Annotated in this window: 26 protein-coding genes; 12 read left to right on the forward strand and 14 right to left on the reverse strand. The window is 46.7% G+C overall.

The window, feature by feature from the left end:
* Nucleotides 1-20: 20 nt before the first annotated feature.
* Both DLM76_RS08810 and DLM76_RS08815 read left to right on the forward strand, forming a co-directional pair.
* Nucleotides 21-1,466, forward strand: a complete 1,446-nt coding sequence (locus DLM76_RS08810) for a RecQ family ATP-dependent DNA helicase (protein WP_118964981.1) — start codon at nt 21-23, stop codon at nt 1,464-1,466.
* A 197-nt stretch (nt 1,467-1,663) separates the two neighbouring features.
* Complete coding sequence (locus DLM76_RS08815; RefSeq protein ID WP_135582895.1) at nt 1,664-2,752, forward strand: hypothetical protein; 1,089 nt, start codon at nt 1,664-1,666, stop codon at nt 2,750-2,752.
* A 68-nt stretch (nt 2,753-2,820) separates the two neighbouring features.
* Here the strand turns inward: DLM76_RS08815 and DLM76_RS08820 are convergent, their stop codons facing one another.
* The 10 genes from DLM76_RS08820 to DLM76_RS08870 all read right to left on the reverse strand — a co-directional run bounded on the left by DLM76_RS08820 (nt 2,821) and on the right by DLM76_RS08870 (nt 9,096).
* A complete protein-coding gene (locus DLM76_RS08820; protein WP_118957657.1) occupies nt 2,821-3,228 on the reverse strand; it encodes a DoxX family protein in 408 nt (135 codons plus the stop codon).
* 281 nt (nt 3,229-3,509) lie between these two features.
* Nucleotides 3,510-4,046, reverse strand: coding sequence for an SRPBCC domain-containing protein (locus tag DLM76_RS08830; protein ID WP_118964984.1), 537 nt, complete (start codon nt 4,044-4,046; stop codon nt 3,510-3,512).
* The gene (locus DLM76_RS08835; protein WP_118964985.1) at nt 4,043-5,569 is read right to left on the reverse strand and encodes an MFS transporter; all 1,527 of its coding nucleotides are present in this window, start codon (nt 5,567-5,569) and stop codon (nt 4,043-4,045) included. Before DLM76_RS08835 ends, DLM76_RS08830 begins: the two co-directional genes overlap by 4 nt.
* A gap of 12 nt (nt 5,570-5,581) precedes the next feature.
* Nucleotides 5,582-6,136 (reverse strand): dihydrofolate reductase family protein, encoded by a 555-nt coding sequence (locus DLM76_RS08840; protein WP_118964986.1) that lies wholly within the window; start codon nt 6,134-6,136, stop codon nt 5,582-5,584.
* 6 nt (nt 6,137-6,142) lie between these two features.
* On the reverse strand, nt 6,143-6,607 hold the full coding sequence (locus tag DLM76_RS08845) for an SRPBCC family protein (protein WP_118964987.1): 465 nt from the start codon (nt 6,605-6,607) through the stop codon (nt 6,143-6,145).
* A 1-nt stretch (nt 6,608) separates the two neighbouring features.
* Nucleotides 6,609-7,157 (reverse strand): SRPBCC family protein, encoded by a 549-nt coding sequence (locus DLM76_RS08850; RefSeq protein WP_118964988.1) that lies wholly within the window; start codon nt 7,155-7,157, stop codon nt 6,609-6,611.
* Nucleotides 7,158-7,178: 21 nt separating this feature from the next.
* Nucleotides 7,179-7,658, reverse strand: a complete 480-nt coding sequence (locus tag DLM76_RS08855; protein WP_118957650.1) for an SRPBCC family protein — start codon at nt 7,656-7,658, stop codon at nt 7,179-7,181.
* Nucleotides 7,659-7,755: 97 nt separating this feature from the next.
* A complete protein-coding gene (locus tag DLM76_RS08860) occupies nt 7,756-8,241 on the reverse strand; it encodes an SRPBCC domain-containing protein (RefSeq protein ID WP_118957649.1) in 486 nt (161 codons plus the stop codon).
* 89 nt (nt 8,242-8,330) lie between these two features.
* The gene (locus DLM76_RS08865; RefSeq protein ID WP_118957648.1) at nt 8,331-8,723 is read right to left on the reverse strand and encodes a DoxX family protein; all 393 of its coding nucleotides are present in this window, start codon (nt 8,721-8,723) and stop codon (nt 8,331-8,333) included.
* On the reverse strand, nt 8,704-9,096 hold the full coding sequence (locus tag DLM76_RS08870; protein ID WP_118957683.1) for an ArsR/SmtB family transcription factor: 393 nt from the start codon (nt 9,094-9,096) through the stop codon (nt 8,704-8,706). Before DLM76_RS08870 ends, DLM76_RS08865 begins: the two co-directional genes overlap by 20 nt.
* Nucleotides 9,097-9,338: 242 nt before the next feature.
* Between DLM76_RS08870 and DLM76_RS08875 the strand changes: the two genes are divergently transcribed.
* From DLM76_RS08875 to DLM76_RS08885, 3 genes are all read left to right on the forward strand, one after another.
* Nucleotides 9,339-9,764 (forward strand): acyl-CoA thioesterase, encoded by a 426-nt coding sequence (locus DLM76_RS08875; RefSeq protein WP_118957647.1) that lies wholly within the window; start codon nt 9,339-9,341, stop codon nt 9,762-9,764.
* 124 nt (nt 9,765-9,888) lie between these two features.
* The gene (locus tag DLM76_RS08880; protein WP_118964989.1) at nt 9,889-10,701 is read left to right on the forward strand and encodes a class I SAM-dependent methyltransferase; all 813 of its coding nucleotides are present in this window, start codon (nt 9,889-9,891) and stop codon (nt 10,699-10,701) included.
* 133 nt (nt 10,702-10,834) lie between these two features.
* Entirely contained in the window at nt 10,835-12,181 is a 1,347-nt protein-coding gene (locus DLM76_RS08885) for a PP2C family protein-serine/threonine phosphatase (RefSeq protein WP_118964990.1), read from the forward strand.
* 30 nt (nt 12,182-12,211) lie between these two features.
* Here the strand turns inward: DLM76_RS08885 and DLM76_RS08890 are convergent, their stop codons facing one another.
* From DLM76_RS08890 to DLM76_RS08905, 4 genes are all read right to left on the reverse strand, one after another.
* Nucleotides 12,212-13,789, reverse strand: a complete 1,578-nt coding sequence (locus DLM76_RS08890; RefSeq protein WP_118964991.1) for an aldehyde dehydrogenase family protein — start codon at nt 13,787-13,789, stop codon at nt 12,212-12,214.
* The gene (locus DLM76_RS08895; RefSeq protein WP_118964992.1) at nt 13,776-15,137 is read right to left on the reverse strand and encodes a proline dehydrogenase family protein; all 1,362 of its coding nucleotides are present in this window, start codon (nt 15,135-15,137) and stop codon (nt 13,776-13,778) included. Before DLM76_RS08895 ends, DLM76_RS08890 begins: the two co-directional genes overlap by 14 nt.
* Before the next feature lie 174 nt (nt 15,138-15,311).
* Nucleotides 15,312-16,565 carry a M48 family metallopeptidase gene (locus DLM76_RS08900; protein ID WP_118964993.1) on the reverse strand — a complete coding sequence of 418 codons (1,254 nt, stop codon included), beginning with the start codon at nt 16,563-16,565 and terminating at the stop codon, nt 15,312-15,314.
* A 262-nt stretch (nt 16,566-16,827) separates the two neighbouring features.
* The gene (locus DLM76_RS08905) at nt 16,828-17,211 is read right to left on the reverse strand and encodes a hypothetical protein (RefSeq protein ID WP_118964994.1); all 384 of its coding nucleotides are present in this window, start codon (nt 17,209-17,211) and stop codon (nt 16,828-16,830) included.
* 141 nt (nt 17,212-17,352) lie between these two features.
* Here DLM76_RS08905 and thiM point away from each other — a divergent pair, with 141 nt between their 5' ends.
* The 7 genes from thiM (at nt 17,353) to DLM76_RS08940 (ending at nt 23,952) form a co-directional block, all read left to right on the forward strand.
* Entirely contained in the window at nt 17,353-18,144 is a 792-nt protein-coding gene (thiM, locus tag DLM76_RS08910) for a hydroxyethylthiazole kinase (protein WP_118964995.1), read from the forward strand.
* Nucleotides 18,145-18,328: 184 nt separating this feature from the next.
* On the forward strand, nt 18,329-19,468 hold the full coding sequence (locus tag DLM76_RS08915) for a sensor histidine kinase (RefSeq protein ID WP_118964996.1): 1,140 nt from the start codon (nt 18,329-18,331) through the stop codon (nt 19,466-19,468).
* Nucleotides 19,469-19,483: 15 nt separating this feature from the next.
* Nucleotides 19,484-20,578, forward strand: a complete 1,095-nt coding sequence (locus DLM76_RS08920; RefSeq protein ID WP_118964997.1) for a winged helix DNA-binding domain-containing protein — start codon at nt 19,484-19,486, stop codon at nt 20,576-20,578.
* 149 nt (nt 20,579-20,727) lie between these two features.
* Entirely contained in the window at nt 20,728-21,282 is a 555-nt protein-coding gene (locus tag DLM76_RS08925) for a helix-turn-helix domain-containing protein (RefSeq protein ID WP_241548211.1), read from the forward strand.
* Complete coding sequence (locus tag DLM76_RS08930) at nt 21,279-22,241, forward strand: MBL fold metallo-hydrolase (RefSeq protein ID WP_118964998.1); 963 nt, start codon at nt 21,279-21,281, stop codon at nt 22,239-22,241. The genes DLM76_RS08925 and DLM76_RS08930 overlap by 4 nt, the downstream gene beginning before the upstream one ends.
* A gap of 165 nt (nt 22,242-22,406) precedes the next feature.
* Nucleotides 22,407-23,153 (forward strand): enoyl-CoA hydratase/isomerase family protein, encoded by a 747-nt coding sequence (locus tag DLM76_RS08935; protein ID WP_118964999.1) that lies wholly within the window; start codon nt 22,407-22,409, stop codon nt 23,151-23,153.
* Complete coding sequence (locus DLM76_RS08940; protein ID WP_118965000.1) at nt 23,131-23,952, forward strand: alpha/beta hydrolase; 822 nt, start codon at nt 23,131-23,133, stop codon at nt 23,950-23,952. Before DLM76_RS08935 ends, DLM76_RS08940 begins: the two co-directional genes overlap by 23 nt.
* The last annotated feature ends 13 nt before the right edge of the window (nt 23,953-23,965 follow it).

Here is a 23,965-nt window from a genome sequence, read left to right on the forward strand (position 1 = left end):
GGTTGCAAATTCTAATCTCAATGACTTCTTTGACTCCGATCAAAGCCCTTTTCGGAATTTCCGAGTTTCGAACTTCTCAAGAGAGAATCATTTCGGACATTCTTGCGGGAAAGAATTGTCTCGTCATCATGCCGACCGGAATGGGGAAGTCGATCTGTTATCAGATTCCCGCTCTTGCAATGGACGGTCTTACGATCGTTCTTTCACCTTTGATTGCGTTGATGCAGGATCAGGTTTCCAAATTAAAGAAGCTCGGAATCGACGCGTGTTACATCAACTCCTCTCTTTCCAAAGAGGAACGTCTTCAAAGTTACGAGAATCTAAAACGCGGCAAATACAAGATCGTATACGTTTCACCGGAACGATTCCGTAAAAAGGAATTTTTGGATTCTCTTCAGGAACGGAAGATTTCCCTTCTTGCGGTCGACGAAGCTCATTGTATCAGTCAATGGGGACACGACTTCAGACCGGATTACACGAAGATCGCGGAGTTCAGGGAAATTCTACGCTTCCCGACGACGATCGCGTTAACCGCAACCGCAACGCTCGAAATTCAAAAAGACGTGATTCTTCAGATGGGACTGAAGGAATCGGAGATCGAAATCTACAACGAAGGGATCTGCCGCCCGAATCTGTTTTTGGACGTCCGCACCTTCGTCGACGAACCTTCCAAATCGGACGCGATTCTCGATTTGCTAAAACGACAAAAGAAAAGCACCGTCGTTTATTTTAACCTCATCCAAAATCTGCAGAAGTTCAGCGAAAAACTCGACGTTCAAAAAATTCCGCATCGTATCTATCACGGACGTTTGGCTCCCGATCAAAGAAAGAAGGTTCAGAATCAGTTTTTAAAATCCGACGATACGATTCTTCTTGCGACGAACGCGTTCGGAATGGGAGTCGATAAACCGAACATACGCACGATCGTTCACGCCGAACTTCCTTCTTCTTTGGAAAGTTATTATCAGGAAATCGGAAGGGCGGGAAGAGACGGCCAGGCTTCCGATTGTCACGTGTTTTACAATCAGGACGACCTAACGGTGCTGATGGATTTTATCGAGTGGCAAAATCCGGACGCGGCTTTTATCGCAAGGGCGTATCAAACCATGCAGCGTCTTGGAGAGAAATTATCTTCGATCGAATACGACGAACTTCAGTCCTTGATCGTTCATAAAAATCGGGGCGATCATCGACTACAGACGGTTCTCAATCTGTTCGAAAGACACGGTGTCACTTCGGGAGAGTTGGATAAGAATTCCTTAAAGTTGGAAACTTCTTTACCGGCCGTTCTTTGTTCCGCCGAAGAACTCGAACTTAGAAAGAAGACGAGCTTGAAACGTTTGTATCAGATGCTCCTTTATTTAAAATCGGAACGATGCAGAAGGGAATTCGTCTACGAATACTTCGACGCTCCGTTTACGAAATGCGGCAACTGCGACGTTTGTAAAAATTCCACCGTAAATTGATCCGGAATTCGTTTGTCGGTCCAAATTCCGGCTTCGAAAAAAAGGTTGTCTTGTATCCGTCGATATATCTCTCCAAGTCAAAAAGACGAAAAAAAGCGCAACAGATTTGGAAATAAAAAATTGAATCTTCCGTTTTCGGGTTCGATTCTTGTCCTACTTGCGATTCGGGTCGATAATACTTTTTAAAAGAGGTGTTTATGATTCGTAAGTGGATGTTCTTCTTTCTTTTTGCATCGATCGTCAATTGTGCGGGCTGGGAACGTTTGGTTTCTCCTTCTCGCTGGGAAAAGATCGGCACTCCTCAGTACAAAAACACGCAGGTCTTCGTGATCGATCCGCAAGAGGACGTTGAAATCGAAGCGGACGAAGGAACTAAAATTCAATTTCCGAAAGGGAGTCTCCTCGCACAAAACGGAGGCCTTGTAAATTCTCCGGTGCGAATCGAAATTTCCGAATATTATAAAAGCGAAGATATTCTGCTCAGCGGTTTGAGCACGGTTTCTTCGGGACGTCCGATTCAAACCAAGGGAATGATTTCCTTAAACGGCTATATGGAATCCGGCGGAAAAGTAAAAGTGAATCCGAAAAATCCTCCGAAGGTCGCTTTCGCGTCCTCTTTCGAACCCGGTTATGAAATGTTTTACGGGACCAAATCCGGCGACGGAATTTTGGATTGGTCGACTCAGGTTCCAAAAAATACGAACGCTTCCGCTTCGGGAGCGGACAAGGATCCTTCCGAAACCGCAAAGAACGATACAAAAGAAAATTCGAATATTCTAAATTTTGAGAATCAAAAAGAAGGATCGAAGGGAAATCGGATCGTTCTTGCCAAATATCAGAGGGCTTCGTATGCGGACGGGGCGGAAACGATGAGCGGAAGCGGCCCCGCGGAACGGAGAGGCGCGGCCCAGAATTCGTATTATTATCCGATTTTAAACTTCGGTTGGATCAACTGCGATCGATTTTTGTATATGGGATTGAAGCTGATTCCTTTAAATATCGATACGAATTATCCCACGTATGAAGAGGAGACGACGTATCTTCTCATCATTCCTTCCGTACGATCCGTGATGCCCGCGTATAAGGATCCGAACAACCGGGTTTATTTTCCCAACCTTCCTCCGGGAGAAAAAGCCGTACTTTACGCTTTGAAAAAATCGGGCGTTACCCGTTGGCAGGTTTGGATTCGCGAAACGATCGTAGGAAAGGAAGACAAGCTCGTTCCCGAATGGGAATTGGTGGGACCGAAAACGTTGGAAAAAAGAATCCGTTCCTTGAATTTTTAGAAAAGGGCCGAAATCGGAAAACGGAGAAGGCGGTGAATGCGATCCGGTCTTCTCCGCGTGAAAACGTATTATTCTTTGATAATGTATTTATCCACGGAAAACTTTCCGCTTCCTAAAACGAACACCACAAAGGACAATAAAAGGTAGACGAACGGAAGATTTTTCGCTTGAAACGGATCTTGTGCGTGCGCGATAAAAAACGCCACGAACATCGTGATGAAGATCGGGATCACCGTAAGACGCGTCAAAAGTCCGATCACGATAAAAATTCCGCAAAAGAATTCCGCGAACACGACGAGAATCAGCGAAGTCTTGGAGCCGATTCCGATCAAGTCCGGAAACATGGGGAGAATTTGGTCAAAGCCGACTAACTTCGGATAGCCGTGGTAGATGAAAAGGCCGCCGAAAATCAATCTAAGCAGAAGGGCCGCGACGTCCGAGCTGATAGGTTGAAGTCCTAATAGTTTATCTTTCATTTTTTTTTCCTCAAAGATTCCTTTCTTTTAAAACAGCAAAGACTGTATCATGGAGATATATTCCGGCTTCAACCGTTTTTCGGATTTACGGTCGGTTTTATATTTTGTTTTTCGAGAAGGGCGTTTTTTCCGTTTGGATGCGAGCGGATGAATCAACAACCGCCCCATCTTTGTCCCGGATTCCGCCGCGGACGGATCCGCTCCCCTTTCGTCTTTGATTCCCTTTTTCATATCGCGCTCCCGTCTTCTTCGTACGAGATTTATATTTTTATACTATAAAATTATAATATAGTTTTTACCGCTTTCGACAACTCCGCCTCGAAACGTACCAGACTTTCCGTCCAACCTTCGACCATTCCCATATTGCGGAACGCATCGCGTACCGCGTTGGACTGGAATCTGCTGTGGATCGTAACCTTCGTCTTGTTTTCGTAATCTTCGAACGTAACGGTCTCCACATAATTCGGCGAGGCTTGTTCGTTTCCCAGTTCCTTGTTTAAAGCTTCCATCCATTCGATCGGATGTTCGTCCATCAAATCGGTTCGTACGATCTTTTCGTTCTCGATCACTTCGAGGAATACTCCTTTGACCGGATAATCGTTTCCATCCGGAGAACGCATCGTGAGTCTGTATTCTCCGCCGACTCTAAGATCGATTTCACATACGGGATTCGTAAAATCCTTCGGACCCCACCACTGCGCTACGTGCTTGGGTTGGGTCCAAACCTTGTAGACGAGCTTTCTAGGTGCGTCGAAGATTCTCGTGAGAACGAGTTCCCGATCCGAAGTTTCGACTAGAACTGAATCGAATGCGCTCATGATTCTTCCCCTTTTTCCAAGCTCTTTCTCATCGTGAATACCGTCACGGCGAGCACCATCGTGATCGCGGCGCAGATCCAGGATACCAATTGGAACGAATCGGTGAACGCCTGTTTGGCGGGATCAAGAAGGGCAAGCCCGATCTGTTCGGGCATTTCCTTGGCTACGGCCACGGCGGCGCCTAACGTTCCTTTGGCGGGTGCGATCGATTCCGGAGTGATTCCCGCGAGACTCACGTTATCCATCCGGTTTTTATAAACCGCCGTTCCTATGCTTCCCAGAACCGCGATCCCGAGAACGCCCCCGAATTCCGCGCCGGTTTCCGAAATCGAAGCCGCGGCTCCCGCTCTTTCAGGAGGTGCGGAGCCGACGATCAGATCCGTTCCTAAGATCACGACGGAGCAGATTCCCAAGGAAATGATGATCGATCCGATCACCACATAAACGAGTCCCGAGCTGGAATCGACTAACGCGTAGCAGACGAGTCCTATCATCGTGAGAATTAGACCGCCCGAAACCACGAGGATGGGTTTTATTTTACGGACAAGCATCGGAACCGTTAGCGATCCGACCACGTTACCCGCCGCCGAAGGAAGAGTCCAAACTCCCGCCATCAAAGGAGATAAGCCCAACACCAGCTGAAGATATTGTGCGAGAAAAAGAAAACTTCCGAGTCCCACAAAAATCGTCAGAGAGTTGGCGATGAGAGCCGCGCTGAACGCGGGGACCTTGAACAACTGCAAATCGATCAACGGATCTTGAAGCGTTTGTTGTCTTCGAATAAAGAACGTTCCGATCAAAAGACCGGTTAGGATAAAAAGAATCGGAAGAATTCCCCAGCCGTTTTCCGCGACTTGTTTTAATCCGTAGATGACGGATAAAACGGAACCCAAAGAAAGGAGGGCGCTCGGTATGTCGAGGCTCCCCGCATTCGGATCCTTGAACTCCGGTAAGAGTTTCGGTCCGGCGATCAAAAGAAGAATCATCACGGGAACGCTGAGTAAAAACACGGAGCCCCACCAGAAGTGTTCGAGAAGAAGTCCGCCGATCAAAGGCCCGATCGCTCCTCCGATGGAAAAACTCGTTCCCCAGATTCCGATCGCCACCGTTCTTTGATTGGAATCCAGAAACATATTCCGAATCAAGGATAGAGTAGAAGGGGCCAAGGTCGCCGCAGTAACTCCGAGTAGCGCGCGAGTCGCGATCAGCATTTCAGCCGTGCTGGAAAACGCAGCCAGTACGGAGGCGATTCCGAATGCGGCGGCGCCGATCATCAGCAGTTTCCTTCTACCGATGCGATCGCCTAACGTGCCCATGGTGACCAAAAAACCGGCCACTAAAAATCCGTAGATATCCACGATCCACAAAAGCTGGGAACCGGTGGGTTTGAGATCCTCCGTGAGATGAGGGACCGCGAGATAGAGAACGGTCAAGTCCATCGCGTAGAGGAGACAGGGAAGAGCGATGACCGCCAGACCGATCCATTCTTTTCTTCCCGCTAGATTCGTATTTGTCGTGTTCATTTGTGTTGCTTCTTACGTTATTTGATAATAGAGAAGAACGTTTCCGGATCGAAACGTTCTCGTTTGCGTCAGTTTTAATTTGATTCTTTGTTGAATGCCTTGAAAGAGAGGTTTTCCTCCGCCTAAGAGAACCGGGTTTACGAAAATTCTGAGTTCGTCGATCAGGCCGTCGTCGATCAAGGGAACGCTTAAATCCGAACTTCCGAAAATTGCTATGTCCTTTCCGGGCTCGTTTTTGAGCGCTCGTATTTCTTCGATTAGGTTCGAAGATATGAGTTTCGTATTGTTCCAATCGGCTTTTTTTAGAGTTTTAGAATATACGACTTTTCTTAATTCGTTCATTTTGGCTGCGACGATCGGATCGTCTCGGAGCGCGTCCGCGGTCGTCCAATAACCCGCCATCAATTCGTAAGTGACTCTTCCGAAGAGGAGCGTATCGACGGAATTTAGAAAATCGACCGCGTATTCGTTGAACTCTTTGTCGACGACGTGCCAATCGATCGATCTTTGCGGGCCTTCAAAGTAGCCGTCCAGCGAAATCATCTGTTGAAGAATCACTTTTTTCATGCGGTTTTATCCCTGCATTCTCGCGAGTTCGGCTTCGAGTTTATCGAAGTTTTGTTCGTTCCCTTGAATCACGAACTTCTTGGATCGTTCGCATTCTTCCGCCGTCTCGAATAACATGCGAAAGGTGATTTTTGTTCTTTGCGGAGATTCCGTTTCGAACGTGGTCGTCACTCGGAACTTATGACCGGAAATATGATCGAATACGAGTTTTTCCGGAGCGTCGATCGAAACGAACACGCTGTGATTCGGATAATCCGTTCCATCGGGTCCGTGCATCGTAAAACGCCAATTGCCTTCCGGTTTTAAATCGAATTCGTAAAACGTGTTCGTAAATCCTTTCGGTCCCCACCAGCGTTGAAGATGGTTCGGATCGGTCCAAGCTTGGAACGCGGTTTCACGAGACGCGTTTACGATACGGACGCTCACGACCTCCCGATCGGAAGCCGTCGCCGTATTTTCTAAACCGCTCATTTTATTTTCCTTCCGCGATCGATTTCATGCCGTTTAAACCGGCTTCGAAATCTTTTCCGATCATCTGATCCATATCGCAGAACAGACCGAACACTTTTGAGACGAATTGATTCTTACCATACATCGCCCAAGTCACTTTCGTACTTCCTTTCTCCTCAGTGAACGTGAACTCCGCGGTGTTGTGGGCTTCGAACGGTTCGAAAAAATCCAACTGAATCTTAATTTTAGAGGGAGAATCCGCTTCTATGATTTCCATGCGGCCTTTGCCGATGGAATCGTTGCCCGCCCATTCGTAGATCGCTCCTTTCCCCGAAGTCGCGCCGCTGTAAGTTCGCTTCATCGCGGGATCGAGTTTTTCCCAAGGAGACCAGCCCGTCCAAGTGCGATAGTCGTTTACGAGTGCGAAAACTTTTTCGGGCGAAGCCTTGATGTTGGCGGATCTTTCGTAATGAAAGTCGGCCGGCTTTGTGGAAGCAAGAGCGAGAGTGCCCAGGATAAAGAGGATCAAGATTCCCGCGATTGCGAGCAGGCTTGTTTTTAATTTCGACATAAGATTCTCCTAATATACTTTTTAAACTTTCTGTTTTGCGAGGTATTCCGCGAGACGATCCATAGTCTGGTTGAGACCTTCGACCGCTCCGTATTTCTCGACGGTTTCGTTGCGTTGTTCAGCGGTTTTAAAGAGCATCGTCATATCCAGGGTGGTTTTTCCGTTCTCTTCGGAAAAAAGAACTGTGACATGAAAATCCCCCGGATGGTCTTCCATGTCCGAGCCGTGTTTATAAACGATCTTTTCCGGTCTTTCGATCTCTAAAAAAACGATGAGGTTCGGATAATCCGTTCCGTCCGGACCGTGCATGATAAAACGCCAGACTCCTCCCGGTTTTAGATCGAACTCTTGAAATGTGTTCGTAAACCCTCTCGGTCCCCACCAATGATTGATGTGTTCCGGTTCGGTCCACATTTTGAAAACGAGATCGCGGGGCGCGTTGAAGATTCGAGTCGCGTGGATCTCCCTGTCCGCAGTCGAAGTATTGTTCTTTGCACTCATTCTTAACTCCTAATGGATTATCTAGATTTCTTTTTAGTTATGAAGGAAGCGATGCGAACCCGGACCTTGCTTCGTCCGGCGCTGCATCGAATCGTTCTTATTTAAGAATCGCTTCGAGTTTATCGAGAGATTCGTTCCAGCTTGCGCTGGTCATGTCGCTGACCTCCGCTCCAGGAATTCCAGTATGACGCAGAGTGAATTTTGTTTTCCCTTGCTGATCTTCGAACAGAAGAGAGATCAAAAGAACCTCGGGCCATTCTCCGTCGATCCCGTAATGGGAAGCGGGAACCGGATTTCCGTTCGAGTCGGCAAAGCTGTCGGTTTTCACGATTCTTTCCGGTCTTACGATTTCCTTATATTCTCCCGTGGACCAAAATTCGTTTCCGTCCGGAGCGCGCATGCAGAAGACGTATCTTCCACCGACTCGAAAATCCATTTTGCAGTAAGGAGTGGTGAATTCTTTCGGTCCCCACCATTTCATTACCTGTTCGGGAACCGTCCAAGCGTCGAAAACGACTTCTCGGGGAGCGTTGAAAATACGTGTGATTACCAGTTCGTCTTTGGTCTGATTCGGGTTGCCCATGTTGATTCTCCTTTTCGTTTTATCATCTTTGCAATATAAAATCAAATTCTAATATTACAAAGATGAACTATTCTTAAACTCGGTTTCGATTACAGATGCCAAACCCCTTGGAGTCTGCGGCTTTCAGGACGAAGCGCCCAAGAGAAGAACACCAGCACCAACGCGATCAGAGGAGCGATGACGTGGAAGGTTTCCATTCCGGAAACCGCGTTCGAGATGGAAGCCGCGGTGAGATTGATGAACATTCCCGCATACGCCCATTCTTTCACCAAGGCCAAACGAGGAGCAACGATTGCGATCGCTCCGAGTCCTTTCCAAACTCCGAGAAGCGTCGCGAAGTATAGAGGATAACCGAGTTGACCCATTCCCGCAACGACGTCCGGCCCGCGTTGGATGTATGCGAATGCCGCAAAGCCGTAGTTCGCCGCCGTAAGTCCGGTCACGATCCAGTAGATGATGGTTTTAATTTTTTCCTTGTTCATTATCCGTTTTCCTTTCTTGATTTGTTTCTTTCTGACTTTGCTGGAGTTCCCGCAAATACTCGTCGAGTCGGTCCAATCTCGCTTCCCACATCTGTCTGTATTCGTCGAGCCAGTCCGCCACTTCTTTCAAAGGTCCCGCTTCGAGCCGGGACGGCCTCCATTGAGCTTCACGACCTCGGGAAATGAGTCCGGCCCGCTCCAGCACCTTGAGGTGTTTGGTGATCGCCGGGAGGCTCATAGCAAAGGGTTCCGCAAGTTGCTTTACGGTAACCTCTCCATAACGAAGAGTCGCCAGGATTTTGCGGCGTGTGGGGTCTGCCAGGGCCGCAAACGTAAGGCTTAAGTGATCAATCTCTGCTTCTTGTTGAACCATTTGGTTAATTAACCTTTTGGTTAAATTAATCCCAAATCGCATCTTTGTCAACCCCTTTAGGAATAAAAAGTGCAAACGGCGGGAGATACAAAAGGGGAGAATGGAGAGAAATATATCCGAAAAAAAACGGACGTCCACTCGATTCCTTTGGTTTCCCAACAAATAAATAATTTTATAACAAACTATTTAATCGATCTTTTGATCCTCTTCAGAAATTTGGAAAAATAAATAGAGAGGTAAAGATGGCGGTTCAATCAAAAGAATTTCAATATGAGATCCCGGTTCTTTGGAGTCAATGCGACCCGAACGGACATCTCAACGTGGGAAATTTTCAGGTGTTTCTTCATGAGGGAAGAATGGTGGCTCTCGAAGAAGCGGGCTATAGTTATACTAAGCTACGCGATGAAAACGTAGGTCCGATGATTCTTCGATCGGAAACCGATTACAAAGCGGAGATTCGATATCCCGAATCGGTGACCGTAGTTACGACCTTCGGAGATTTGGACGGTTCGCGCGTGAAGATCTTTCAAAAAATGATTCGTAAATCCGACGGTAAGGTCGCTTGCGACTCGGTGGCTTCCTGCATTCTTTTCGACTTCGGCAAAAAAAGACCGTGGAAGTATCCGCCGGATTTATACAACGGTTTGGGATTTCGAGAAGTCGGATAACAAACTGCTCTAAACTTGCAAAATTTTGAATGTATTCGAAGTTGAATAAAACCTGCAGTGCGGGCCGTTGGAAAATCAGGATTTTGCTGGTAATATTTCGCGGATGCCTTATAGATTAGGAATCATGTCCAATCCATTGTCATCCGTTGAACCTTGGTCCTTAGTTGCGGAAGGATACACAAGATCCACCAAACAGTTCTTAGAGGGGTTTTCTTTAAAAGCGATCGAGCTTTTAAAACCTCTGCCCGATTCGATCGTTCTCGACGTAGCGGCCGGACCGGGAACCCTTGCCATTCCTCTTGCCCGTTCCGTGAGGGAAATCCATGCGATCGATTTTTCCCAAGCGATGATCGATCAATTGAAGCTCGGAATTCAAGAAACAAAGGCGCATAACGTTCATCCGTATAGAATGGACGGACAAAAATTAGAGTTCGAAGCGGATCGTTTCGACTTTGCGTTTTCCATGTTCGGTCTGATGTTTTTTCCCGATAAACTTCAAGGTTTAAAGGAAATTTATCGCGTTCTCAAGCCGGGCGGAAAGGTCGCGATTTCGGGCTGGGCTCCGATCGCGAATTCTCCCTTGATGCAATGTTTGTTCGGTGCGCTTCGAAAAGCGAATCCGGATATTCCAGCGCCGCAAACCAACGTGCAGAGTTTTGAAAATCCGGATTATATCCGCGAACAACTCAGCTCCGCCGGTTTTCAGGAAATCGAAATTCTTCCTTTTTCCAATTCGATCGAAGTCGTAGACGTAAAGGATTTTTTGGACACGATGATCGACGGAGGAGCCCCTCTTCAATGGATGAAGAGCAAGATGAAGGAATCGGCTTGGCTCGAAAAAGAAAGAATTATGTTCGAACATCTGAAAGAGGAATTGACCCGATTGCCGATTTCGCTTTCCTCCGAAGCGTATATCGCCACCGCAAAAAGACCGTAAGTCGAAGAGAACGGCCGATTTTCGAAAATCGGTCCGTTTCCGCCGGAAAAAAGTAATTTCCTTTCCCGGATTCGAGTCCTAAATAATACCCCTTGTTGCGCGGACCCGTTTCGCTTTCAACAATCGATCCGTTATGTCCAAATTCTTAACCCAGCTCAAAAAAACGTTTCGAAGCGAGATCACGTTTTCTCTCTTTCAAGGCGCGTTCGGAGTTTTGGTGTTTTGGATCGTGCTTCGATATCTCATACGGGACGCGGTCACCCCCGAACCGCAGTGGGTGGTTCTGAATTTTCTTTATACGATCACGGTTACGTTATATTCTAATTTTAGAATGGTGACGGGCAGATGGTCCGCGCTCTTGTGGGCCAACCGTTCCTTATTGTTATCGCTTCCTTTGCCCGCGTTTTACGGTTACTTCACGTATTTGGCCCCCGCGTATTTTCCGGTGATGTTTATCTTTGTCATCAGCATTCAGCTTCCGGTTTTGGGACTCGCCCGAGGGATTTATCTTACTCTTTGGTTTATCACGTATTACTTCGTTTTTTTCGGTTTGCTCATCGTGTTGAATCCCGAATATTTCCTGAGTCATCTCAAGTCGATCGCGGTTCTGTTCGTAGTGTTCTTTTTTATGCACCTCTGGCTTTTGCGCGCTTCCGAAAGCGTAAAGAATATGGGGAATCAATTGACGAGGCATCTCGTCGAAACCAAAAAGCGCAAACGGAATATGCATCGACTGCATCGGATTCAAGCGATGGATCTGACTCTCGCGAGAAGGCTGCAGCAGAACGCGTTACCGGATCTAACGCGTGTTCGGCGGAGCGACCTGCTTTTGAGTTCCAAATACTATTCGGTGGAAAAGATCGGCGGGGATTTTTACGACATCATCGATTTGGGAAACGGCCAAACCGGTTTTTTTATCGCCGACGTTTCCGGGCACGGAGTCGCTTCCGCCTTGATCACGATGATGACAAAGGCCGCGTTTCGAAATCATTGTCAGGAAGCGGGAGAACCTTCCGATCTTTTGGAACTGGTCAATCGGTCCTTATACGAAATGCTCGAAAAACAGGATCTGTTCGTAACCGCTTTTTATTGTATTCTAAATCGGAACGGCCTTTTGAAATATTCGAGCGCGGGTCATCAGCCGGCCTTGATCGTTCGGGAAAACGAACCGAAGACCCGAGAACTAAATACGAAAAACACGTTCATTCTCGGAATCGAACCGAACTGGAAATATTCCTCCGCGTCCATCACATTAGAAAAAAATGATAAACTGATGTTGTTTACGGACGGATTGATCGAAGCGAAAAATAAGATGGGAAGGAATTACGGAGAATCCCGCTTTCTCGACTTTTTATCGACGAACGCGGGAAGAAGCGGGGATGTTTTTTTGGATCTTTTGATGTTCGATCTGGAGGAGTTTATGGGAGGAAGAAGTCCCGAAGACGATATCGCCGTACTTTGCGCCGATTATATTCCCTAAACGACGAACCGCGTACGAAACGAGTTCGCATTATTGAATCAGTTCCGCAGAAAAACCGCGCCGCATCGTGTTTTCCGTAATCGTGACCGGTTCTAAAAAACTTTTGAGATAATCTGGACCTCCGGCTTTGGCTCCGACTCCGGAAAGTTTGTATCCTCCGAATGGTTGACGTTCCACGATCGCACCGGTGATCGCACGGTTGATATACAGATTTCCGGCTTCGATCGTTTCTTTGGCCTCCCGGATATGATCCGGATTTCTTGAATACAAACCCGCGGTCAATGCGTAGTCCGAATCGTTGGCTCTTTCGATCGCCTCGGTAAAATTGCGAATGCGAAAAAGAGTTACGATCGGTCCGAAAAATTCCTTATTTGCGAGATCGCCTTTCCAATCGTTCGACTCGAAGATCGTGGGTGAAACGTAATGACCCGTTTCCTTCAATCGATCCGGAATCTCTTTTTGGAATACAATAGAATTCTTATGTTCTTGCAGGATCGTTTCCAATCGGTTTTTGGATTCGAGATCGATCACCGGACCTATTTTTGACGCGAGAATTTCGGGAGAATCCACGTTCAACGAGGAAACGGCTTCGATGAACCGGGCGCGGAACGTATCGTAACAGGAATCCAACACGATCAATCGGGAAAGCGCGCTGCATTTCTGTCCCTGAAATCCGAACGCGGAATGAATCGCACCCTCCACGGCCAAATCCAGATCCGCATCCCCGTCCACGATCATAGGATTTTTTCCGCCCATTTCGCATAATGCGCGTTTGACGATTCTCGATCCGGGCTTTACGTTTCCGCATTCCCGGAGAATGGAAAGACCGACTTCTCTCGAACCCGTAAAGTTGATCACCGCGACTTCGGGATGTTTTACGATCTCGGCTCCGATTTCTTCTCCTCGTCCGGGTAAAAAATGGAAGACTTCGGGAGGAACTCCCGCTTCTAAAAAAAGGCGGTATAAATACAACGCGATCGCGGAGGATTGTTCCGCGGGTTTCAAGAGAACCGCGTTCCCGCAAACGAGAGGAGCCGCGCACATTCCGGTAAGAATCGCGGCCGGAAAATTCCAAGGCGCGATCACTCCCACGATTCCCTTCGGTTTATACGAATAGAAGTTTTCTTCTCCGGGAAGATCGACTCTTTGTCCCCGGACGATTCGCTCGTATTCGGTCGCGTAATATCTGCAGAAGTCCACCGCTTCCACGAGATCCGCTTCGGCTTCGGGGATGTTCTTTCCGGTTTCTAAAAGCATCAAGGCGCAGAGTTCGTTTTTGTTTTCCGCGATGAGATCGGCCGCTTTCAGAAGGATTGAGATTCTCTCTTGAGAAGAACGTCCCCTCCAGGATCGAAATCCCGCCTTGGAAGCGGTTATCGCTTTTTGAAGAACTTCAATGTCGCTTAACAAATATTGGGAAACTGTTTCCTTTTGACGGGCGGGGTTTTGGTGCGATTGTGTTTTGAGATTTTTGATTTCTTTGCCGGATACGATCGCGGGGACAAAGATCGGAAACAAGGCCCGTGTTTTGGAAATCGAATCCGAGATCCATTCTTTGTTCGATTCTTTTGAAAAATCTCGTACGGGTTCGTTCTTAAAGTTTGTCATGAATCGTTTCCTTCGGGTTTTGCAAAAGATGCGTCTGTTTGATTCTTCCCGTTAAAAAGTTTTGTAAAAATCCCTGGTTGGACGTGTTTTCCAGAAGTCTTCGGACGAGATACGCCATTCCGGGGAGAATTTCGCCTAACGGAGTGTATTCGCGAACCCGATATCCGAGCTGCGTCAAAACGGATTTGTAGGAGTCACCCATCCCGTAGAGCATTTGGATTTCGAAATCCCTCGGGTTTAGTCCCTGTTTTTCCGCAAAGGAAAGAACGAATGCAAGACTTCGAATATTATGGGAACCGAATGCGGAAAGAATGTTCGGAAACGATTCCAGAAGAATCCGCGAGCATTCTTCGTAATTGAGATCCGTTTCCGCTTTGCTTTCAAAAACAGGAATTTCCCAGCCTTTCTCTTTCGCTTTGATGACTTCGTACTCCCAATACGCCCCTTTTACGAGACGGACCGTGATCGGAACCCCGCGTTTTTCGGAATAGGAGATGATTCTTTGCAGATCCTCTTTGGAATTTTTCAAATAGGCTTGGATGACGACTCCGAAGTGGGGATAATCCTTGAATTCCTCTTCCAGAAAAATCTCCTCCGCAAGAGACATTAAGATTTCCTTATAGTCGAATTGTTCCGCGTCCAGATTGATGAACGCATTTTTTTCTTTTGCGAGCCTGAGGATCGGTCTCAGCCTTTCCTTGAGAACGGAAACCGAATTCTCTTTTGCAAGGGAGGAGATTTGGGAATATAAACTCGAACACTTAACGGAAACGTTTACGTAAGGACAGGAACCGTAACTCGTTTGTTCGAAACCCGAAAACGAATCCAGATCGGACAATACTTCGAGATATTGTTTTTGATAGCGAAGCGCTTCCTTTTCGGACAAGGCGGCTTCTCCTAAAATATCGAGCGTAAAGACCCGGTTCTTTTTTCGGATGGAAAGAAGTCGGTGTTTTGCCTCGGTGAAATTTTTGCCCGCGATGAAGTTTTTGGAAGCGTATAACACGAAAAAACGGACCGAGTTTCCCAGTACAAAAGAAATCGGTAGAATGGAAATGCCCGTTCGTAAAAAGAAACCGAGCCATTTCGGAATTTCCGTTTTTCCTTCGAGAAGATAAAGACTTAAATGATCCGTAATATCTTTCGAGGAACGCAGGGAAGGCAAAACGTCCACGAAGCGGAAGAGTTCGATTTTCAGTTTCGGATAACGAACGGAAAGAGCTAACAGACGTTTGATCCAAAACTGTTTGGAAAATAATCCGGAAGATTGTCTTTCGTTTTGTTCGATTATTCGAACGCCTAAACGTTTGGTTTCTGCTTCTAAATCTTCGGACGAAATCGTAATCATCTTGTCACCGTTCGGAAATACGGGTTTAAAAGCGGAAAAATCGTATTCTCTTTTTCTAAACCCTTTCCAAATCGATGATAGACGATTTCAAAAAGAATGAAACTGAAAACTATAAAATCGTTTTCTTTTTAAATTCTTGGTAACAAATTCTTTCCAAAGCGGTTTCGGTTCGTTTTATTTTCCATTCGATGTCGCCCACGCTTCCGCGAATTGGATGCGCTGCAAAGTGGTGGGATGGGAATGATAATAAAAAACTTCGCTCGGATGCGGATTGAGTCTGCTTTGGTTGTCCTTTGCCATTTTGACTTCCGTTCCGATAAAGGATTTTTTATCCTGAGTCAAGACGAGCGCTTCCAAATCCGCTTCCGTTTCCTGGTAACGGCTTAAGGTGCTCCACGCCGGTTTGGTCAACGATCCGAAAAGCGAAAGAATCAAAAACAAGAAAGGAAGCGTGGAAGGAGAATACAGCTCGCGTAACGAAACCGATCCTTCCGTTTTGAATTTTTGAAACAGATAACCGAGAAGAAGACATAGAAGAAACGTGATCACCGTATCGGCGAGTATGTCCTTGATCTGATGATCGTGCGTCCAATGTCCGATCTCGTGTCCCAATACGCTTACGATTTCCTCTTCTGTGTGGTTTTGAATCAGAGTATCGTATAGAAAGATCTTTCTGTTTTGTCCCCATCCGGTAAAATACGCGTTCGTATGTCCCGAGTATTTACTCTCGTTGATGACGTAGACGTTCTCTACTTCGATCTTTGCGTTTTGGCAGAGCGAGATGATCTTACGTTTCAGACTCCCTTCTTCGATCGGTTTGTATTCGTAAAACAAAGGAGTGATCACGATCGGAAACAGAATCGAAATCAAAAGTCCTAATATAAGGGAAGCGATCGGAACGTAGATCTTCCACGCTTTTTGAAACGTCTTTAAAAGAAAGGCGATCCCCAAGACGGCTACGCTTCCTCCCACAAGTCCGATCCCGAGCGCTTTGGAAGTGTAAACGACCCAATCCAAAAACGTCATTTTGGAAAATCCGAATTGGTGTTCCAATACGAATCCGAAATAATATTGAAACGGAATCGAGATCAGAAATTGAATCGCGCTGAATACGAAAAAGAAAAGTAAAACGGTTAGATAAAACCGGTTGCCCGTTTTCTTTTCGATTGCTTCTTCCAGCCGTACGGAGAGAGGAGTGAATACGAAAAGTCCAGCCACCACGAAATCGATCAGATCGGAAAGCACGCTTGCAAAAAATCCGCTCCTTGCATACTCGATTCCTTTTTGAACGTCCTCTTGCGTGAAGTATTTTAGAATTTGCTCATGCAGTTGCGGAGAAGAATCCCCCTGATACGATAGAAATTTCATCGTAAGGGTGAATAGAATTTGAAGCGCGTAAAAAATAAAAAGAATCGTTTTGAGTCGCATATCGTTCCGATTTGTTTTCGTTAAAAAGATGAATGATTGATGGTCGGGAATCGTTTATCCGTCAATGATTTTTGCGGTCCACTCCGCATTAGGGATACGAAGGGCGCGAAGCGTCTCGAACGATTTCGGTTTCATTGTGAATTCCGGAAGGTTCCGTTCGAGATGAGTCGCGTCGCGACGAACCCGGAGTAGCCCGACCCGCCTGCGTTGTTCGTGATTCGTTCGTAAACGATTCGTTTTGCAGGCGGGGAATGCCCGAATTTTATCTCTTATCCGGCGGAGGAGGCGGAAGGGCCTCTCTACACTTCGCGCTGAGTTCGGATTCGTGCGACCGGAGACAACGCATCGGTCCCCCGTGTTCCCGACCCGCGTTTTTGCAGAATTTTTCCTCGTCGTTTGCACAAGCCTGTTTCATCGCGTGATGTCTCGCTTCGCGTTCCGCAAGATGAGCTTTGCACTCCGCTGAAAGTTTAGATTCGTTGTCCTTCAAACAACGATGTTCCTCCGGTCCGTGCCGCATATCCTTGCAATACGTTTCTCTTTCGGTCCGGCAGGAATCCTTAGGAGGACCTCCCGATGGCTGCGCGTACGCGGTGAATAGAGGCAGGAAAGAAATTGCCAATATCAGAATCTGAAGTCGTTTCATCGTCTTCTCCCTTGGATCTTTGATCGAATCGTTGTTTCGTATTCGCGTCGTCGCGTTTGACCTTGCCGATCTCCTTTCGGTTTCAACGGAAACGTTCTTTACAACTCCTCGCTCGAACCCGAAACTATATATCCAACGATCATGAACAAAAACGAAATCATAGAAAGAATCTGGCCCGACCCCGAGGTCGCAAAGGATTTAACCGAGCTTAGAAAACATTCTCCGTTGACCCACGTGATAACGAACATCGTCGTCACCAATTGGACAGCGAACGTTCTGCTCGCCATCGGAGCTTCTCCCGCTATGGTGATCGCCGAAGAAGAAGCCGGCGATTTTGCGAAGATCGCGGGAGGGCTTCTGATCAACGTAGGCACCGTTACGCCTAACGACGCAAAGGCGATGCGAGTTGCGGTTGAATCCGCGCGTGAAGCGGGCACTCCTTGGGTATTGGATCCGGTCGCGGCGGGCGCTTTGGCATTCAGAACGGAAATCGCCAAGGAGCTGCTCGATTTCAAACCCGCGGTGATCCGAGGAAACGCCTCCGAAATACTCGCGTTAGGTGGAGCGAGCGGAGGAGGGAAGGGAGTGGAATCCACGGCTCGTTCGTACGATGCATTAGAATCCGCTAAACAACTTTCCGTAAAGACGGGAGCCGTCGTGGCCGTAAGCGGAGAAGTGGATTACGTTACGGATGGGAGGACCGTTTTTGCAGTGCCCGGCGGAGATCCGATCATGACAAAAGTAACAGGGGTCGGTTGTTCTTTAGGCGCGCTGATTGCTTCCTTTTTAGGAGTTCAAAAAGATCCGTTAGCCGCTTCTGTGGCCGCCTCTCTGATTTTTGCGGTCGCAGGTGCGCGTGCCGCGAAGGAATCCAAAGGAACGGGAAGTTTTGCGGTGAATTTTTTGGATCAGTTGAGCAATCTGGGAGTTTGATCCGATTTCGTTCCCGATTTTATAGCGGGCGTTCGCTTGCGAAGGCAATTTATTTCCAAGTCGCTTTAAATTCGAGAAAGGACGTCGCATGATTAGAAAAATATTTGTAATTTAAAATGCGAACCTCGAAGATGTTTCTCGTTCTTTCTTCGGGGTTCTCTTCGAAGCGAAATAAAAATTGAAAATGTTATTCGAAAGAATCGACCGAATCTACGGAAGAAGGGATTATCTTACCCGAAACAAAGCGCGTCACTTGTATGTGACGAACCTCGTTATCTTTTTCGTTTCACTCGCAGCCTGTCTTGCTTATATCCGTCAGGGAATTCGAATCGGTTTCGTAATATTCGGAACCTCCGCCCTGATTTCGATCGTCTTGCTTCAGTTAGGTCGTCTGAACGAAGCGGTAAAATCAATTCTGTATCTCAGCTTGATCGCTCTTACGATCGGACTTTTTTTCGGAATGCAGAACGGGAACATCTACTTTTCGATGGCGACCATCATCATCTTGTTTCTGCATTTTTCCGAGATCCGTCAAACGATCGCGGTTTCGATTTATACGGGAGGCTTGATGTCCTTTCGTTTGTATCAATTGTGGACGCAGGGAGAACTTTCTTCCGCGTTCATCTTCGATACGATTTTAAAGCTGATTTTATTCTGCACGATCGCGATCATCACTGTACGCGTTTTAAACAGTCATACGAAGGAAAAGGAAGTTTTTATTCGCGAGATCCATCATCGAGTGAAGAACAATCTTCAGATTTTAAGCGGGTTTGCGAATCTGCATCGAACGGGACAAGGCAAGACGGACGAAAGACAGATCGAAAATTTCAACGAAAGAATTCTTATGTTGTCGAGAATTCACGATGCGATCTACAAAACCGAGACGGACTACGAAGTGGATTTAAACGGAATACTGGAAGAAATCGTCCGTCTGACTTCGTTATCGCATCCGTCCCGAAAGTTCGAACTGATTTCCTGCGAAGGCAGCGCGCCCTTGAGCATCGAAATTTCGGTGCCCTTTGCGATGATCGTGAGCGAACTGTTGAACAACGCGGTTTTGCATTCTTCCGAAGGAAAAGAAGAAGAACCCATCCGTGTCGAATTAAAATTTTCCAATAATCGTTATACTCTGATCGTATCCGATGCGGGACCGGGAATCGAAAAACATTCGGTTTGGTCCTCTCCCAAGACGACTGGATTCACTTTGATTTCTGCTTTGACGCAGCAGTTGAAGGGAAATTTTTATTTCGACTCGACGGGAACGGATTCGAAGGCGGTTCTTGAATTTTCCGATCAGGACGCGTTTGCGAGTCTTCTCAACTGATCGAAGGAGAATTTTTTGGAACTTTCGGACATCGCCGAACTTCGACTCGTTTCTCACGGGATTTCTCCCGTTCCGAAAGGAAAAACGGCGGACGTCGTTTCGCGTCTCGGAGCGGTGCAAGGTCAGGATTATTTCGGAACGAAATGGTCGATCGGACTTCGCTTAACAAATTCGACGGACGACGCGATCGAAACGGCCATTTCCGAAAAGAAGATCGTCCGTTCCTGGCCTCTCCGGGGAACGCTTCACTTCGTCGATGCGAAGGATATCCGCTGGATGTGCGGGCTATTGGGTCCGCGTCTGATCGCCAATAATAAAAAACGATATGAAGAACTCGAACTGGATTCTTCCGTATTCAAAAAATGCAATCAACTCATGATTCGTGAATTGAAGGGAAATCGTTCTCTCACCAGAGACGAACTGACTTCTCTCTTTTCCAAGAACGGAATCGATGCAACAAAGAATCGATTGTCTTTCATTTTGCAACGGGCCGGCTTGGATCAAATCCTATGTTTCGGAGAACGAAGAGGAAAGGAATTCACCTATGTTTTGTTAGACGAGTGGATTCCCGATCCGGGATTGTCCTTTAAAACTCCGGAACTTGCATCGGCGGAATTGGCAAGACGTTATTTTCGAAGCAGAGGTCCTGCGACTTTGTACGATTACGTTTGGTGGTCCGGTATGAGCGTGACCGACGCGCGGAAATCCGTAGAGTCGATTGAGTCCGAGTTGAAAAGCGTAACGATCGGAGATCCCGTTTATTGGATGCCTAAGAATTTGAAGTCGCGGAAAAATCCGGACGAAACCGTATATCTGCTTCCCGGCTTTGACGAATTTCTATTGGGATATACGGATCGGAGCGCCTCCATCGATGTCGCTTATCAAAAACGTATGATTCCGGCAAACGGAGTATTCAGTTCCACGATCGTAGTACGGGGAAAGGTTTTGGGCACTTGGAAACGTACGATCCAAAAGAAGAACGAGGTTTGCATCGAAATCACTCCCTTTATAAAACCGAACAAAGACTTGAAGAATGGAATCTCCGAAGCCGCAAATCGATACGCTTCCTTTTTGGGAATGTCCCCGAATCTCGTTTTTAAAACGAAATAAAATTCCGTTTCAAAGTTTAGAAACGGAATTTTGAAAACTCAAAGGGTTTCTGATTTATTTTTAGAACGTTGTAAAAATATGTTGACCGGTCTATTTATAAAGATCCCATTTGACTTATGGGTGAAAAAGGGACGGCATCGAAGGAACGAATGATCAAAGCCATGGCTTTGTCCTTGGAAACAAAAGGATACAACGGAACCGGTTTAAACGATATCGTGGAATCTTCCGGCGCTCCGAAAGGTTCGATCTATTTTCATTTTCCGGGCGGCAAAGAGGATTTGGCCGCGGAAGCGATTACGGTTTCCGGAAGGGAAATGGGGAGCATGCTCCTTTCCTTGCTTCTTTCTTCCAAGTCGCCGTCCAACGCGGTGCTTGCCATTTTTAAATCTCTCGAGAATAAACTCGTCGAAACGAATTACACGCAGGGTTGTCCGGTTGCGACCACGGCATCCGAAACCGTAGTCGAAGGAAATCCGGTAAACGAGGCCTGCAGAAATATTTTTTCCGAATGGAATCAAGGACTTGAATCCTACTTCGTTCGGATGGGATGGGAAAAAAAATCCGCTTCGATATTATCGACTTCGATTCTTTGCCTTTTGGAAGGAGCGATTCTTCTTTCCAGGACGCATCAAGATCCGGAACCGTTGCGATCCGCCGCAAAAACAGCAAAACTTTTAGTGCAACAAGGAGAAAAAAACAGATGAAGTATGTATGGATCGTGTCGGGAATCGCAGCCGTTCTTTTGTTGGGGTCCGTTTATGCATTAGGATATCCTAAATTAGAAATTCAAAATAATAAAGAATTGAACGTCCAAGGAAAAGAATTTCGAAATACGGGCTTTCAAAATCCGGGAGTTCGGTTTACGCTTTTGAGAACCGCGAATGCGGGAACTTCGGAGGCTTTTCTATTCGAAGGGGGAAATCTTTTTCAGAAACGAATCGTGGCCCATTCCGCGCTTCTTGTGGAACATCCGAAAGGTAGATTTCTTTTCGACACGGGCCTTGGAACGGATATCAAGGAGCAGTTCGCTTTAAAACCTTTGCATCTTAAAATTCTGATGGCTTACACCGATCATATCGCAGCGGTTACGATTTTGCAAAAAGCGGGATACGATCTTTCCAAGATCGGAAAGGTTTTTCTTTCGCACATGCACTGGGATCACGCGAGCGGCATCAAGGATTTTCCTTGGGCTAAGATCGTCACGACCAAAGAAGAGCGTAAGGAGGCCCAGACTTCGAACACGAGACACGGTTATATTCAAAGACAGTTCGACGGGAATTCGATCCAATGGGAAGACATTCGTTTTAGCGAAACTCCGTACGAATCCTATTCTCAGAGTTTGGATTTATTCGGGGACGGCAGCGTGATCTTTGTTCCTATGGAAGGACACGGGGGAGGATCGATCGGTCTTTTTATCAATCTTTCACGGGAAAAAAGATATTTCTTTACGGGAGACATCAGTTGGTCTAAGGAGGGATTTCAAATTCCCGCGCACAAACCTCGCTTATCCAGAAGAATTGCCGACAGAAATCCGGAACAACTCGGGCAAGAATTGCTTCGGGTTCACGAACTCGTTCGTAAAAAACCGGAAATTCAAATCATTCCCGCTCACGACTCGATCGCGCAGTCGAATCTCGCCCAGTTTCCGAACTGGAACGACTAAAAACAAAGAACTCCAATGTTTGGTCGTTAAACGAAGTCGATTCGTTTAACGATTTTCTTTTTGTTTCGTTTTCCAAAAGATCGTTTCCTTCTAAATTCTTCTTGCAGAGAGCACTCTACCGTTTAAGATCAGCCCCTGTTTTTGTTGCGGAGCCGAAATCTTAGAATGAAATACGAGTGCCTGTTGACCGATCTGAAAGATAAGATTCTTATCGTTACGCTCAATCGTCCCGAAAAATCCAACGCGCTGAACGTAAAGATTCGAGACGAGTTGGAGGACGTGTTTCAGGCAAACGCGTCTAATACGGACGTGAAGGCGATCGTTTTAACCTCCTCCGGAAAACATTTTTCGAGCGGCTACGATTTGGAAGAAGTCGTAAGCTCGAAGATGGAATCTTTTCGTCATAGAATATTAGAATATCATTATGCTCTTTATAGTTTCCCGAAACCGGTCGTGACCGTTCTGAAGGGATTCGCGTCCGCCGGCGGTTTTGATCTGGCGCTTTGCGGGGATTATATCGTTTCCGAAAAAAAAGCGATTCTGTTTCGACCGGAGATTCGTTTCGGCGGTCCTCCTTTGATTACGACTCTTGCGCGCAAGGTCGGTCCGGCTAAGGCGCTTACCCTGACCCTCAAAGGAGATCCGATTCGATCCTCTCAAGCTTTGTCGCTCGGAATCGTGGACGAGATTTACGAAGGTGAAAACGTTCTTGGACATGCGATTCAAGTCGCGTCCAAACTTTCTCAGTGGGATTTCAACATGTTATCCGTCTTAAAGGGAATTGCGAATAACTACTTTATGGGAAACTTATACGAAAATCTCAAAAAAGAATTCGATGAGTTCGCTTCCGTTTTGGAAGATCCCGCTTTTTTTCAGAGGGTTCAGAGTTATGCCGGAACGATTCAGCAATAAAGATTGGTGGAAACGGAAGATTTCTAGATACGGGATCTTTTTGTTTCTTTGGATTCTTACGGTTTCGATTCAAGCTATTCCGAGTCTTGAATACTTGGAATACTATCCGAAAGATTACGATAAGAATAAGGGCGTTCTGGTTATCATACACAGCAAGGCGTATGATTGGGACAGTTATATCCGTTTCGGAAAGCCGATCGCGGACAAACTCAACATTCCTCTGATCGTTCCCGTTTTTAAAAAAGAAATCTGGAAAGATTATGCGACCGTCATTAACGGCGAACAAAGAGGGGATTTATTTTTACAGGATATCCTGAAGAAGGTGCGTTCGGAACGCGAGGTAAACACGGACAATTTGTATTTTTATGGACATTCTGGCGGCGCTCAATTCACACATCGTTATATTCTAATGTACGGTTCTCAGGTGAAACGAGCCTTCATCTCCGCGCCGGGATGGTATACGTTTCCCGATACGGAACGTTTCTTTCCGAGCGGCTTGAAAAAGAAGAAGGACTTCCCCGAAAACGTCTCTCTTGAATTTAAGAATTTCTGTACGACTCCGCTGAGCGTTACTGTGGGCGAATTGGATACGGTGGATCCGGCGATTCCCAAAGACGGTTCGTTCGGTAAGAACCGTGTGGAACTCGCAAAAAACTGGGTGGTCGCTTTAAACAAATTCTTAAAACAAGAATGTCCTGCAACCGCAGAGGTCCCTTTGTACATAACTCCGAATCAAGGACATTCCGGTTCCAGCAATGCGACCCAACGAGAACGAGCGATCGAGTTCTTAACGCAGTAACGAAGAATTCTTC

The organism is Leptospira yasudae (genome assembly GCF_003545925.1).
GTDB classification, from domain to species: Bacteria; Spirochaetota; Leptospiria; order Leptospirales; family Leptospiraceae; genus Leptospira; species Leptospira yasudae.

Excerpts from the sequence above, each read along its gene's own strand:
- DLM76_RS08810 (WP_118964981.1), top strand. The coding sequence starts at position 21 with ATGACTTCTTTGACTCCGATCAAAGCCCTTTTCGGAATTTCCGAGTTT.
- DLM76_RS08900 (WP_118964993.1), bottom strand. The coding sequence starts at position 16,565 with ATGCGACTCAAAACGATTCTTTTTATTTTTTACGCGCTTCAAATTCTA.
- DLM76_RS08845 (WP_118964987.1), bottom strand. The coding sequence starts at position 6,607 with ATGAGCGGTTTAGAAAATACGGCGACGGCTTCCGATCGGGAGGTCGTG.
- DLM76_RS08880 (WP_118964989.1), top strand. The coding sequence starts at position 9,889 with ATGTCCAATCCATTGTCATCCGTTGAACCTTGGTCCTTAGTTGCGGAA.
- DLM76_RS08905 (WP_118964994.1), bottom strand. The coding sequence starts at position 17,211 with ATGAAACGACTTCAGATTCTGATATTGGCAATTTCTTTCCTGCCTCTA.
- DLM76_RS08820 (WP_118957657.1), bottom strand. The coding sequence starts at position 3,228 with ATGAAAGATAAACTATTAGGACTTCAACCTATCAGCTCGGACGTCGCG.
- DLM76_RS08815 (WP_135582895.1), top strand. The coding sequence starts at position 1,664 with ATGATTCGTAAGTGGATGTTCTTCTTTCTTTTTGCATCGATCGTCAAT.
- DLM76_RS08860 (WP_118957649.1), bottom strand. The coding sequence starts at position 8,241 with ATGGGCAACCCGAATCAGACCAAAGACGAACTGGTAATCACACGTATT.
- DLM76_RS08940 (WP_118965000.1), top strand. The coding sequence starts at position 23,131 with ATGCCGGAACGATTCAGCAATAAAGATTGGTGGAAACGGAAGATTTCT.
- DLM76_RS08885 (WP_118964990.1), top strand. The coding sequence starts at position 10,835 with ATGTCCAAATTCTTAACCCAGCTCAAAAAAACGTTTCGAAGCGAGATC.
- DLM76_RS08830 (WP_118964984.1), bottom strand. The coding sequence starts at position 4,046 with ATGAGCGCATTCGATTCAGTTCTAGTCGAAACTTCGGATCGGGAACTC.
- DLM76_RS08890 (WP_118964991.1), bottom strand. The coding sequence starts at position 13,789 with ATGACAAACTTTAAGAACGAACCCGTACGAGATTTTTCAAAAGAATCG.
- DLM76_RS08870 (WP_118957683.1), bottom strand. The coding sequence starts at position 9,096 with ATGGTTCAACAAGAAGCAGAGATTGATCACTTAAGCCTTACGTTTGCG.
- DLM76_RS08835 (WP_118964985.1), bottom strand. The coding sequence starts at position 5,569 with ATGAACACGACAAATACGAATCTAGCGGGAAGAAAAGAATGGATCGGT.
- thiM (WP_118964995.1), top strand. The coding sequence starts at position 17,353 with ATGAACAAAAACGAAATCATAGAAAGAATCTGGCCCGACCCCGAGGTC.
- DLM76_RS08865 (WP_118957648.1), bottom strand. The coding sequence starts at position 8,723 with ATGAACAAGGAAAAAATTAAAACCATCATCTACTGGATCGTGACCGGA.
- DLM76_RS08895 (WP_118964992.1), bottom strand. The coding sequence starts at position 15,137 with ATGATTACGATTTCGTCCGAAGATTTAGAAGCAGAAACCAAACGTTTA.
- DLM76_RS08850 (WP_118964988.1), bottom strand. The coding sequence starts at position 7,157 with ATGTCGAAATTAAAAACAAGCCTGCTCGCAATCGCGGGAATCTTGATC.
- DLM76_RS08925 (WP_241548211.1), top strand. The coding sequence starts at position 20,728 with ATGATCAAAGCCATGGCTTTGTCCTTGGAAACAAAAGGATACAACGGA.
- DLM76_RS08875 (WP_118957647.1), top strand. The coding sequence starts at position 9,339 with ATGGCGGTTCAATCAAAAGAATTTCAATATGAGATCCCGGTTCTTTGG.
- DLM76_RS08855 (WP_118957650.1), bottom strand. The coding sequence starts at position 7,658 with ATGAGTGCAAAGAACAATACTTCGACTGCGGACAGGGAGATCCACGCG.
- DLM76_RS08915 (WP_118964996.1), top strand. The coding sequence starts at position 18,329 with ATGTTATTCGAAAGAATCGACCGAATCTACGGAAGAAGGGATTATCTT.
- DLM76_RS08930 (WP_118964998.1), top strand. The coding sequence starts at position 21,279 with ATGAAGTATGTATGGATCGTGTCGGGAATCGCAGCCGTTCTTTTGTTG.
- DLM76_RS08935 (WP_118964999.1), top strand. The coding sequence starts at position 22,407 with ATGAAATACGAGTGCCTGTTGACCGATCTGAAAGATAAGATTCTTATC.
- DLM76_RS08840 (WP_118964986.1), bottom strand. The coding sequence starts at position 6,136 with ATGAAAAAAGTGATTCTTCAACAGATGATTTCGCTGGACGGCTACTTT.